Source organism: Helicovermis profundi (assembly GCF_033097505.1).
GTDB lineage: Bacteria > Bacillota > Clostridia > Peptostreptococcales > Acidaminobacteraceae > Helicovermis > Helicovermis profundi.
On record NZ_AP028654.1, the window covers coordinates 1,425,219 to 1,437,485 of the forward strand.

10 protein-coding genes are annotated in these 12,267 nt (G+C 27.6%); 8 read left to right on the top strand and 2 right to left on the bottom strand.

Features of this window, described 5'->3' with window-relative positions; all coding sequences use genetic code 11:
- Positions 1-39 precede the first annotated feature (39 nt).
- The 8 genes from AACH12_RS06280 to AACH12_RS06315 all read left to right on the top strand — a co-directional run bounded on the left by AACH12_RS06280 (position 40) and on the right by AACH12_RS06315 (position 10,032).
- Complete coding sequence (locus AACH12_RS06280) at positions 40-522, top strand: hypothetical protein (protein ID WP_338537207.1); 483 nt, start codon at positions 40-42, stop codon at positions 520-522.
- A gap of 126 nt (positions 523-648) precedes the next feature.
- Positions 649-1,692 carry a sugar ABC transporter substrate-binding protein gene (locus AACH12_RS06285; RefSeq protein WP_338537208.1) on the top strand — a complete coding sequence of 348 codons (1,044 nt, stop codon included), beginning with the start codon at positions 649-651 and terminating at the stop codon, positions 1,690-1,692.
- 156 nt (positions 1,693-1,848) lie between these two features.
- On the top strand, positions 1,849-3,369 hold the full coding sequence (locus AACH12_RS06290) for a xylose ABC transporter ATP-binding protein (RefSeq protein ID WP_338537209.1): 1,521 nt from the start codon (positions 1,849-1,851) through the stop codon (positions 3,367-3,369).
- A 1-nt stretch (position 3,370) separates the two neighbouring features.
- Entirely contained in the window at positions 3,371-4,507 is a 1,137-nt protein-coding gene (locus tag AACH12_RS06295) for a sugar ABC transporter permease (protein WP_338537210.1), read from the top strand.
- Between the two features lie 143 nt (positions 4,508-4,650).
- A complete protein-coding gene (locus tag AACH12_RS06300; protein WP_338537211.1) occupies positions 4,651-5,625 on the top strand; it encodes a sugar ABC transporter substrate-binding protein in 975 nt (324 codons plus the stop codon).
- On the top strand, positions 5,615-7,087 hold the full coding sequence (locus tag AACH12_RS06305) for a sensor histidine kinase (RefSeq protein WP_338537212.1): 1,473 nt from the start codon (positions 5,615-5,617) through the stop codon (positions 7,085-7,087). Before AACH12_RS06300 ends, AACH12_RS06305 begins: the two co-directional genes overlap by 11 nt.
- A 23-nt stretch (positions 7,088-7,110) precedes the next feature.
- Complete coding sequence (locus AACH12_RS06310; protein ID WP_338537213.1) at positions 7,111-8,718, top strand: response regulator transcription factor; 1,608 nt, start codon at positions 7,111-7,113, stop codon at positions 8,716-8,718.
- Between the two features lie 267 nt (positions 8,719-8,985).
- Complete coding sequence (locus tag AACH12_RS06315; protein WP_338537214.1) at positions 8,986-10,032, top strand: M42 family metallopeptidase; 1,047 nt, start codon at positions 8,986-8,988, stop codon at positions 10,030-10,032.
- A 36-nt stretch (positions 10,033-10,068) separates the two neighbouring features.
- Here the strand turns inward: AACH12_RS06315 and AACH12_RS06320 are convergent, their stop codons facing one another.
- Both AACH12_RS06320 and AACH12_RS06325 read right to left on the bottom strand, forming a co-directional pair.
- Entirely contained in the window at positions 10,069-11,835 is a 1,767-nt protein-coding gene (locus AACH12_RS06320; protein WP_338537215.1) for a sensor domain-containing diguanylate cyclase, read from the bottom strand.
- A gap of 86 nt (positions 11,836-11,921) precedes the next feature.
- A complete protein-coding gene (locus AACH12_RS06325; RefSeq protein WP_338537216.1) occupies positions 11,922-12,170 on the bottom strand; it encodes a DUF5320 domain-containing protein in 249 nt (82 codons plus the stop codon).
- Positions 12,171-12,267 lie beyond the last annotated feature (97 nt).

Consider the following 12,267-nt stretch of genomic DNA (forward strand, 5'->3'; position numbering starts at 1 on the left):
CAAAAGTTCTTATGCCAATATGTAGTTTGGAGGCAGAGTATGAGAAAATATATAAATGCAGAGGCGATGCAACATGCCATGAAATTAGCACAGATGGGTGCTACAGTGCAGCAAATTAATAGCAAAATGTGTTATGTGACTTTTGATTTAAAAGAAGATATAAAACTTGAATACGTTTATAATATTAATAGTAAAGAAAAGTATTTTTTAGAGAGAATTAAGCCTTATCCACTTCCAATAAAAGTTTTTGATTCAGAGGAAGATTTAATAGATATAATACAAATAGATTTAGAACAATTTAAAAGTGCAATTAATAGTCATAATTTATCTGATTTTATAAAAATAAATAAACGTTTAAATAAAACAATTAAAAAATTTGAAGATTTATTTTTATATTATAATGTACCGACTATTGAGATGGATATTATTATGGAAGAAATATCTAAAATTGAAGAGGAAATTGACAAAACAAAAGAAATATCTAAAAGAATATATTTTAAAAAGGATCCTGAAAATTTATAATGACAAAAAAGTGAAGATTAGCTTCACTTTTTTTATTTTTTGTAAATTATAGCTAAAAAGTGAAGCTACTAAACAAATATTTCTTTTAATATGGTGTTAAGATGTATTTAAAGAGGGGGATATGAAATGAAATTAAAAAAAGTTTTATCAACAGTAATGATTGCAGGTTTACTATTAACAAGTCTTACAGGATGTGCAAGTAAGCCGGTAGCAGAAGAAAAAACAGCACCAGAAGTTAAGAAACAAATAGTGATAGGTTTTTCAATGGACACATTAAAAGAAGAAAGATGGCAAAAGGATAGAGATATTTTTGTTGCCGAAGCTGAAAAATTAGGAGCTAAAGTTCTTGTTCAAGCAGCGAATGGTGACGATAGTAAACAAGTTGAACAGGCAGAAAATTTACTTGCTCAGGGAGTTGATGTTTTAGTAGTCGTTCCACATAATGGAAAAATAGCAGCATCAATTGTAGAATCTGCTCATGCCGAAAATGTTCCAGTTTTAGCATATGATAGATTAGTTGATGGTGATGTTGATTATTACATTTCATTTGATAACGAAAAAGTTGGCGAGCTTCAAGCTGATTATGTAACTAAAAAACTTGGTATTACAAAAGGTAATTTTGTATATATTGGTGGTGCTCCAACTGACAATAATGCACTTTTATTTAGGGCGGGCGCAGTGAAAGTATTAAAATCTTTCCCAGATATAAAAATTGTTTACGATCAATATTCAAAAGACTGGCAACCATCAGAAGCACAAAAACATATGGAAAATGCATTAACAGCAACAAATAATGATGTTGTAGCTGTAATTGCTGCAAATGACGGAACTGCTGGTGGAGCAAGTGCTGCATTAGCTGAGCAAAAATTAAATATTCCTCTTACAGGTCAAGATGCTGAAATAGCTGCATGTCAAAGAATTGTAGAAGGAACTCAATCTATGACAGTATTTAAACCAATTCAAATTATTGCTGAAAATGCAGCAAAAATAGCTGTTGATATGGCAAATGGAAGTGAAATCAAAACAACTAGTACTGTTAAAAACTCAGTTAAGGAAGTTCCATCAATTCTACTAAGTCCAGTTGTAGTTGATAAAGATAATATGAAAGAAGTTATTGTAGACACAGGTTTTCATAGTGAAGAAGATGTATATAGAAATGTTCAAAAATAGTTACAAAAATCTTAAAAGTAATTCTTAATACTTATCGGCTGGTGTTTTCATCAGCCGATAAATTATAGATGGGTCTATTGAGTGTATAATTATTATCTAATTACACTTTAAATATTTAGATAATAATTATGCAAATCAAAAAGTGGGAGGAACGCTATGAGTGATTATATATTGGAAATGAAGGATATAGTTAAAGAGTTTCCAGGCGTAAAAGCTTTAGATAAAGTGAGTTTTAATGTAAAAAAAGGTGAAATACATGCTTTAGTTGGAGAAAATGGAGCGGGAAAATCAACTTTAATGAAGGTTTTAAGTGGCGTTTACTCGCATGAAGAATTTACAGGCGATATTATTTTAAATGGTAAAAAAGTTCTTTTTAATAGTATTAAAGATTCAGAAAATGCGAATATTGCTATAATTTATCAAGAACTTGCCCTTGTACCGCAAATGACTGTTGGAGAGAATATTTATCTTAATCATGAACCTTTATTTATGAAAGGTGTAATTGATCATGAAAAACTTTATTTTGAGTCTCAAAAGCTTTTAGAAAAAATAAAATTAGATATAAATCCAAGAATGAAAGTAAATATGTTTGGTGTTGGTATACAACAATTAATAGAAATTGCAAAAGCACTTTCAAAAGATGCGGATGTTCTTATCTTAGATGAACCTACAGCTGCACTTACTGAAGGTGAAGTAGAAATATTATTTAGAATCTTAAAAGATTTAAAAGAAAAAGGTGTAACTTGTATTATTATTACACATAAATTAAATGAAGTATTTGCTTTAGCAGATAATGTTACCGTTCTTAGAGATGGTAAAACAATTTCGACAAACTCAATTTGTGATCTTGATGAAAATAAAATAATATCAATGATGGTTGGTAGAGAACTAAGCGATTTATTTCCTAAAGAAGAACATACTGCCGGTCAGGTAGTAATGAAAGTTCAAAATTTTTCAGTATATGATACCGAAATTCAAGGTAGAAAACTTGTTGATAATATATCTTTTGAAATAAAAAAAGGAGAAATACTTGGGATTTCTGGATTGATGGGTGCAGGTAGAACAGAACTTGTAATGGGACTATTTGGAGCAGCCGATGGAAAAATAGATGGGAAAGTTTTCATAGAGGGCAAAGAAGTAAAAATAAAATCTCCGCATGATGCAATTAAAAATAAGTTAGCTTTAGTTACTGAAGACAGAAAAGGAAATGGACTAGTACTTGAAAAGTCAATTATGGTAAATACAACACTTGCAAGTTTAGATAGAATATCAAAAGGACAAATATTAAATGTAAATGAGGAAATTAAATTTACAGAGAAATATGTCAGAGAACTAAAAACTAAAACACCGTCAATTGAGCAACTAGTCAAGAATCTTTCAGGTGGTAATCAACAAAAGGTTGTAATAGCAAAATGGTTAATGACTGAACCTAAAATACTGTTTTTAGATGAACCAACTCGTGGTATAGATGTTGGAGCAAAATTTGAAATATATATGATAATGAATGAACTTGTTAAAAAAGGAGTATCTGTAGTTATGATATCATCAGAACTTCCAGAAATTTTAGGTATGAGCGATAGAATTTTAGTTATGCGTGAAGGTAAATTTGTTAGTGAAAAAATGTACGAAGAAGCAAGTCAAGAAAATATAATGTTTGCAGCTACTGGAGGTAAGTAATATGATGGAATTTATTAAAAACAAAAAAATTGATGTAAGAAAATATACTATGATTATATCTTTGATAGGAATTTGGATTTTATTCTCTTTTTTAGATAAAAGCGGAACGTTTCTATCGTCAAGGAATTTATCAAACCTTTTTAGACAGATGGCAACAACAGCTATTTTAGCGGTAGGAATGCTTATGATTTTAGTAGATAAACATATTGATTTATCTATGGGTTCATTAGTAGGCTTAACTGGTGGTATTTCAGCCATGCTTATGTACAATTTTGGTATGCCGTGGTGGGCTTCAATTATAATTACATTATTTGTAGGTGCTATGCTTGGTGCTTGGACTGGAAACTGGGTTAATAAGGGAGTACCTGCATTTATTGCGTCCCTTGGTGGATTATTAGCTTATAGAGGAATTATACTTGGTATTTCAGGTGGTATTACAGTTCCAGTTTCAGATCCGATATTTAGAATGATAGGAACTGCATATTTACCTAAACTTCTTGGATTGATTCTTGGAATATTTTCTGCAAGTTATATTGTTTACACTTCTCTAAAGAAAAGAAATGATAGAATTACTTATGGATTTAAAGTGAAAGCTATGTACAAAGAGATATTAATATTAATAGTTTATGTTGCAATTATTCTTGCATTCGTTTTAACTATGAATTCTTACAGAGGTATTCCGATTCCAATTGTATTAGTTTTATCCTTAGGAGTTATTTTTAAATTTATAACTGAAAAAACACAATTTGGACGTCAAGTGTATGCAATTGGTGGAAACTATGAAGCAGCAAAACTTAGTGGAATTAATGTTAAGAATAGAACGTTATGGATTTTTATTATAAGTGGTTTGCTTTCTGCAATGGCGGGTATTTTATTTACTGCAAGACTTGGTTCAGCAACACCTGATGCAGGTAATAGTTTTGAACTTGATGCAGTAGCGTCATGTGTAATTGGTGGAACCTCTCTTTTAGGTGGTGAAGGTTTTGTATTTGGTGCAATTCTTGGTGCACTTGTAATGGCTAGTATTGATAATGGTATGAGTATAATGAATACTGAGTCGTTTTGGCAATACATTGTAAAAGGATTAATACTTGTAGTTGCAGTTTATATAGATATTTCTTCTAAGAAGAAAAAGTAATTTTCTCCCCCAAGAGAATAAGACACGCAAGAAATAAGACTGAAAACTAAATTTTGTTTTTAGTCTTATTTCTGTGTTTTAATACATAGATGATAAAAAATTGGTATAATAATAGTATATATTGCATAATTTGAGGTGGAAATATGTCTAGATGGTTTAATATTGTTTTATTTAGTATTATTTTTGTAATTCTTGTTATAAGCGTAAGCACTTTTCATATAAATGAATTTGAGATTAATGATGATCTTAGTAGTTATAATCATCATTTCGTATTGATTAGCAAAAGTAGTGATTCTTTAATTTGGAAAGACATAATAAATGGAGCTAAGTATTCTTCTAAAAAAAATGATGTTGCTCTTGAAATATTGGTTAATAATACTCTTAACATTGAAAATGAACTTGAGTATTTTGATATGGCAGTAAAATCAAATGTTGATGGAATTATTATTAATGGATATGAAGATAAAAATATAATACCAATAACAAATGAAGCAGCAAAACGTGGTATTCCTGTAGTGTTTATAAACAATGAAAGTTATAAAGGACAAAGGCTAGCTTATGTAGGTGTAAATAACTATTCGGCGGGAGAAATAGCAATAAAAAAGCTAAGTATGTATAATAATGCTTATATGAAAATAGGTTTGCTTATGGAAGATAAGGAAACTGTTCAAAATGGTATTAGGTTACAAGGAATGATGAATTCAATTAAAAATAATCCAAATTTAGAAAAAATTGATATAGCTGTTGCAAAAAACTCTAAAGTAGAAATATACAATAAAGTAAAGGACATGATAAAAAAATATCCTGATATTAATGCAATTGTAGCAACTTCTAGTTTACAGGGGGAAGTGATTGGACAAGTTCTAGTAGATTTAAATATAGTGGGTGAGATAAAAGTTGTTGCCTTTGATGATTACCCAGAAACGCTTAGGTATATAAGAAAAGGGGTGATTCAGGCTACAATTGATGTCGATGGATTTAAGATTGGTCAGACATCTGTAGATGCAATTATAAAAAAAATAAATGGTAAATTTGTAGATGATGCATACTATATGCCACTTAAAGTTATAGATAAAAATAATATAGATTCTGAAAAGGAGAAAATAGATGCAAGATAAAAGAAATTTTTTTTCTATAAGAAGTAAACTTATATTTATTTTCTTTGCAGTGATATTAACAATTGTTACTAATAGTATTTCAATGTATATTAGTATATCAGATATAGAAAAAGCTCACAGTAAAGTCACAGATTCAATTTATAATTTAAATGATTTACTTACTCAGAAAAAAAATATTGATAAAATAGTAGAACTATTTGCTGAAACAAAAGATCGTGATTATATTGATAAATTATATGGTCAAATTCAAGATTTTGAAGAAGATTTAATAAATATATCTAAAATCAAATTCACGTTAAATACACAAATGTATTTGGAAAACGTGAAAAATCTGTATTCTGATTCTTATAAAAAAAATGTTGATGAATTAATTTACTCCATTAGAGTTGGTGACAGAAAAAGGGTAGTTCAAAATTATAAAGAAGTAATTAAAGTATCTTCATATGCAGAAATTTATATAGAAAAATCAATTAAAAATAGAATAGTAGAAAGTCAAAAAATTAATAAAGAAATAAGTGAAAAATCACAATTCATTTTAAGAAATAATATATTTACAATGGCAATTATGATTATATTTTTAGGTTTTATTATTTTTGTAAATGGTGTTCCTTTAATTAACAAAATATCTTCTTTAGTATATGCTGCTGAAAAGGTAAGTGATGGAGATTTTGAAATAGAATTGTTAAGCGAAAAAGGAAATGATGAAATTAAACTTTTAAATATTGCTTTTAACAAATTAATTAAAAATACATCTAGGTTAATTGAGCAAATAAAAACAAATGCAAATCTTGAAATTGAACTTCATAAAAAAGATGCTGAGGGTCATAAGGTTGAGGCTTTATTAAATGAAGCCGAATTACTTGGACTTCAAAGTCAGATAAATCCACATTTCTTATTTAATACATTAAATATAATTGCAAAAACTGCGATTATTGAAGATGCAGAAAAAACGTGTGAATTGATTGAGACAGTATCTGATATGTTTAGATATAATCTAAGAAAATTAGGTGAAAAATCAACACTAAGAGAAGAAATTAACAATATTCAAAATTATTTTACTATACAAAAAAATAGGTTTGGTAAAAGATTTCACTATAGTATTGAAATAAAAGAAGAACTAATGAGCTTTGAAATACCTTTTCTAACTCTTCAGCCAATAGTTGAAAATGCCTTTATTCATGGAATTGAACCATTAGAAATTGGCGGTGAAATTAGCATTAATGTTAAAAATGAAGACTTAAAAACATTAATAACAATTAAAGATAATGGTATAGGTATGAGTGAAAAAAGGATTAATGAACTTATGAATTCTTTTGAAGGTGATAATTTAGGTCATACTACAGGTATTGGTTTTTCTAATGTTAAAAGACGGCTCGAAATTTTTTATGGAGATAGATTAACATTAAATATTTCAAGTGTAGTTGGATATGGAACAGAATTTAATATTATTATTAAAGATTAGTGAAAGAATTTAAGGAGTGTTTTATGTATAGAATTTTAATTGCAGATGACGAAGAACTTGAAAGAGAAGGACTAAAAAAAATAATTAGCAAAAATTTTAAGAATATGTTTAGCTTTGAATTAGCCGAGAATGGTAGAGAAGCAATTGAAATAGCATATAAATTTAAACCGGATATTGTATTTATGGATATGAAAATGCCTGGAATTGAAGGTATTGAAGCTATTGAAGAAATTAAAAAAATATCAATTTCATCGAAATTTGTTATTATTTCAGCCTATGATTCTTTTTATTATGCACAAAAAGCGCTTAATATTGACGTTAAAGAATATTTGTTAAAACCAGTCAAACGTGAAAAAATAACAAAAGTTATTAACAATTTAATAGACAATAAGAAAAAAGAAGAATCTCGAATAAAAAAAGAAATTGAATTAAAGGAAAAGCTAAATGAGCTTCTTCCATTTATTGAAAATGAACTTGTACAGTCACTAATGCTAAATGATTCATATAAAACGGATATTATTAAAAATTTAAGATTACTTGATTTTAATGGAACAAAAGGTTATTCAGTTGTTTTTGAAATTTATTATGATGATTTAGAAAATATAAAAGATCAGTATCAAAGAAATATAGTTAAACATAGAGTTGAAGAAACAATTAGAAGGGTAATGAAAGAAAATTTTGATTGTTTGATAAGTAAAGTAATTATGAATAGAATTGTAGTTTTTATTGAGTTAGATGAAGATAGGAAAGACGATAATTATTTTATTAGAACTCAAATAGTAGAATATTCAAGAAGATTAAGATCTATTTTAAAGGAAAAAACAAATGTAAGAGTAAGTATAGGAATAGGGAGTATCTATGACGATGTTAATATGTTTTATCAATCTTATAAAGAAGCGTTAATTGCAGTAAAAGTAAAAACAATCTCTGCAAAAGCTGTTCATTTTGAAGATATTAATATTGCTAACACATATAAAGATAACTATCCAATTGAACTTGAAAGAGATTTAATAGAGAAGATACATTTAGGAAATATTAAAGAAATAAAGACGTTTTATAATGATATAATAAATTGGATATTAATTCAAAATATTAATAATGAAAGAAAAAAAATATACTTATATGAATTAAAAGCGATAATTGATAGAAAATTATCTGAAAAATTAGGAACAAAATATAAAATGTTTAATGATGTATTAGATGGAAGAGATGATTATAATTCGCTAAATGAATTGCGAAAAAAACTTTGGAATCATATTAGAGAGTCCGTATTGGAATTAAATAAAATTAGGGAAGATAATTTTGATAATGCAGTATTAGAGTCCAAAAAATATATTGAAAAAAACTATCATAAAGAAATAACTTTGGATGATGTTGCAGAGAGGATGGCGTTTTCATCTTATTATTTTTCTAAATTATTTAAACAACAAACAGGGGTGAATTTTATAGATTTTTTAACGAAAGTTAGGATTGATAAATCAAAGCAACTCTTAAAAGAAACAGATTTAAGCATGAAATATATTGCAAACAAAATAGGGTATAGAGATGCAAATTATTTTAGTAGAGTATTTAAAAAAAATATAGGAATGAATCCAAGCGAATACAGAAATATAAATACTAAGAGTATGTAAATCAATTAAATCTTATTAATTTTATTTTATCCGATGCCTTAGAGTTCTAATACCCCCACTTCTAAAAAAAGTGGGGGATAAAGAACTCTAAAAAGGCCCTGGATTATGTTTTCTAAGATTCGGCGGGAGTAAAAACTCCCTCTGAATCCAAGAAATTCATTTATATAAATTGTTGCTTTTGTGTTATAATATCAATATAAAAAAAAGCATACGTATAATTATTTGTTTTTGTCGAATGATTTGAATTTGCGTATAAAAGGAGAAAAAATGTTTAAAGATAAAAAATACTTACTTACTTTACTTAAAGAATTATTAAATATACCTAGTCCAACTGGTTATGCTGATGGTGCGATTAGATATGTTGAAGATGAATTTTTAAAACTTGACATTCCAATAAGAAAAACTAATAAGGGCGCTCTTATTGCAACAATTAATGGTAAAAATGATGAAAAGCATAAATTACTTTCAGCGCACGTAGATACCCTAGGTGCAATGGTAAAAGAAATTAAATCAAATGGACGACTAAAAATCTCTAAATTAGGTGGTTTTTCTATGACTAGTATTGAAGGGGAATACATTAATATATTTACTTCAAATGGGAAAAATTATAGTGGTACAGTTCTTTTTGATAAAGCTTCTACTCATGTTCATGGAAATATTGTAAATACCGAAGAAAGAAATGATGAAAATATTGAAATAAGGATTGATGAGCTTGTTAATAATAAAGAAGATGTAAAAAATCTTGGAATTGAGATAGGTGATTTTATAAGTTTTGATCCAAGAGTAATAATAAGTGAAAGTGGATTTATTAAATCGAGACATTTAGATGATAAATCAGCAGTAGCATCTTTACTTGCAATGGCAAAATATATTAGAAAAAATTCAATTGAACTACCATATACTACGCATTTTTTTATTAGTAATTACGAAGAAGTAGGGCATGGCAGTTCGGCTGGGATTCCTGAAAAAACTGTTGAGTTTTTAGCAGTAGATATGGCAGCTATTGGGAAGGGTCAATCTTCAAGTGAGCAAAAGGTAACTATATGTGCTAAAGATTCCTCAGGTCCATATGATTTTAAAATGAAAGAAAAACTTGTTTCTTTAGCAAAGGAAAACACTCTAGATTACGTCGTAGATATTTATCCGCATTATGGCTCAGATGCTTCTGCTGCCATAAGAGCAGGATGGGATGTTAGACACGGCTTAATTGGTCCAGGAGTTGATTCATCACATTCATTTGAAAGGACTCATATAGATGCTCTATTAGGAACTATAGACTTAGGAATTAAATATATGCTTGCAGAATTAGTGTAAAAAAAAGACTTCTAAAATTATTTTAGAAGTCTTTTTTTAATTATAAATATCTTTGTAATGGTCTTTAAAGCTATACATTCTATTGTCAGCGATTTTAAGAATTTCACTTTTATCATGTGAATCTAGTGGGTATTCAGAAATACCATAACTAAAGGAACAGCTAAATTTTGTATCTTCATACTGTATAAAATTAGAAGTAAAGTATACAAGCAAATTTTCCATTGCAACTTCCATTTCGATTTTTCTTAATGTAGAGGAAATCCAAACAAATTCATCTCCGCCAAGTCTAGCAAAAATATCGGTTTTTTTTGTCATTTTTTTTAATTTTCTAGCAAAAGTATTTATTAGCTTATCACCAGCGAGGTGACCATAAGTATCATTAATTTTTTTTAACCCGTTAATATCAATAATAGATGCACAAAACATTGCTTTATCAATTACTGCTTTATTAAAAAACTCTAGGTAAAGCGTTTCAAAATATGAACGGTTGTAGATATCGGTTAATCTATCATATTGTGATAAATAGTTAGTTTCTTTGTATAAATTAAACATTTTCAATGCATTTTCAATTTGAATGCTTATAAATTCCATTAATTCTACATCATAATGATCAAAAACATTTTTTTCGGTGGAATCAATAGAAATGATTCCATAGAATTTATTATTAAAGTAAATTGAAGTTGTTAGTGCAGATTTTATGGGAATATTTATAGTTGGAAGAAGCATAGTATTATCACCATATTTTTTTAAATCATTTAAAATAATAGATTTTTTTGTTTTTCCTTTTGTTTCTTTATAGTAAAACGTATTTTTATATTCAAGATTTAATTTTTCTATCTCATTAAGCTTATAACCCTTAGATGTAAAGCACTTTAATATATTGTTTTCATTTACAATAAATACTGACCCAATTTGAGTTTTTTTAATTGATGATAATGATTTTTCAAGTAATAAATCCATTAAGGTCTTAAGATCTGTTGTATTAAGAATTGCAAAACTTATTTCTATCATTGATTCGAGTAGTAAAACAATTCGTTTATTATTTTTAAATGCAATGTTTTTTTCAGTTATGTCAAGAACTGTTCCGATAATTCCTTTAAATGAATTAATTTCATCCTTTACAATATTTTTTGTAATTAGTAAATCGCGTTTATCATTATTAGGAAGGGTAACTGTCTTTTCATATCTTTGAAGATTGCTAGAATTTATAAGTTCTTCGTCTTTTTGTAAGTAAAACTCACTAAGTTCTTCTCCATATAGTTGTGTAGTTGATTTTCCCAAAATATCTTCTTTTGAGGATTTAAATAAATCAATAAAAGACTGATTAACTAGTTTATATACTGATGAAGAATTTTTATAGAAAACAGGGTATGGAAAAGCATCTATTATACTTTGTAAGAAGTTCATATGTTTAGCAATAATCATTTGCTGATTTTTCATGCTAGTTATTTCTTCTAAAAAAATATATATAATTTCTTCTTCTTTTTCTGTGTCTAAAATTGCACTGCATTTAACCCATTTATAATTAGACTTATCAATCATAACTCTAAATTCAAAGTCTTTTATTTTTTTAAATTTATTTAAAGTAGTGAAAAAACTATTAATTAGGGTTCTATCTTCAATAAATACTACTTTATTAAGCAATTCATCTAAGTTATTACTTTTGTTTTTGAATTCATTTGTAACATTGATAATCTTCTTTATTTCATCTGAAAGTACAATCTCATTCCTATGTGGATAAATAATTACAAGACCAATACTATTTAGTTTTAGTAATTCAATTATAAGATCATATTTTTTCATATTGCCCGCCTTGAAAGTTATTTATATTCTATTTTATCATAAAAATATAAAAAAAAAAGCACGATATCTAATATCGTGCTTAAGAATTACCAAAATCTTCTGCCTCTACCTTGAAGAGTCCTAGGTGAATTTCTTCTGCCTCTGCCTCTTCCAAAACCTCTTCCATTTCCATAAAAATCAGTTTCAACTTCATCATTAACATTAGTTCTATTTCTTAGTCTAAAATTTCTTCTAGGAAGGGTGTTGCTAGTAGTAGTTCTACTATTACAATCACCTAAGCCTCTTCCAGTCATTGGACCCTCTTCATTTGGACCTCTTCTATTAAAGTTAGCCATTTAAGTCATCTCCTCAATCTATATATGGCATATGCCTCTTTACAATCTAATTATAGCACGTTTATGGCATATGTCAACTATAATTGAAAATAATTAT

Excerpts from the sequence above, each read along its gene's own strand:
- AACH12_RS06280 (WP_338537207.1), top strand. The coding sequence starts at position 40 with ATGAGAAAATATATAAATGCAGAGGCGATGCAACATGCCATGAAATTA.
- AACH12_RS06285 (WP_338537208.1), top strand. The coding sequence starts at position 649 with ATGAAATTAAAAAAAGTTTTATCAACAGTAATGATTGCAGGTTTACTA.
- AACH12_RS06290 (WP_338537209.1), top strand. The coding sequence starts at position 1,849 with ATGAGTGATTATATATTGGAAATGAAGGATATAGTTAAAGAGTTTCCA.
- AACH12_RS06295 (WP_338537210.1), top strand. The coding sequence starts at position 3,371 with ATGATGGAATTTATTAAAAACAAAAAAATTGATGTAAGAAAATATACT.
- AACH12_RS06300 (WP_338537211.1), top strand. The coding sequence starts at position 4,651 with ATGTCTAGATGGTTTAATATTGTTTTATTTAGTATTATTTTTGTAATT.
- AACH12_RS06305 (WP_338537212.1), top strand. The coding sequence starts at position 5,615 with ATGCAAGATAAAAGAAATTTTTTTTCTATAAGAAGTAAACTTATATTT.
- AACH12_RS06310 (WP_338537213.1), top strand. The coding sequence starts at position 7,111 with ATGTATAGAATTTTAATTGCAGATGACGAAGAACTTGAAAGAGAAGGA.
- AACH12_RS06315 (WP_338537214.1), top strand. The coding sequence starts at position 8,986 with ATGTTTAAAGATAAAAAATACTTACTTACTTTACTTAAAGAATTATTA.
- AACH12_RS06320 (WP_338537215.1), bottom strand. The coding sequence starts at position 11,835 with ATGAAAAAATATGATCTTATAATTGAATTACTAAAACTAAATAGTATT.
- AACH12_RS06325 (WP_338537216.1), bottom strand. The coding sequence starts at position 12,170 with ATGGCTAACTTTAATAGAAGAGGTCCAAATGAAGAGGGTCCAATGACT.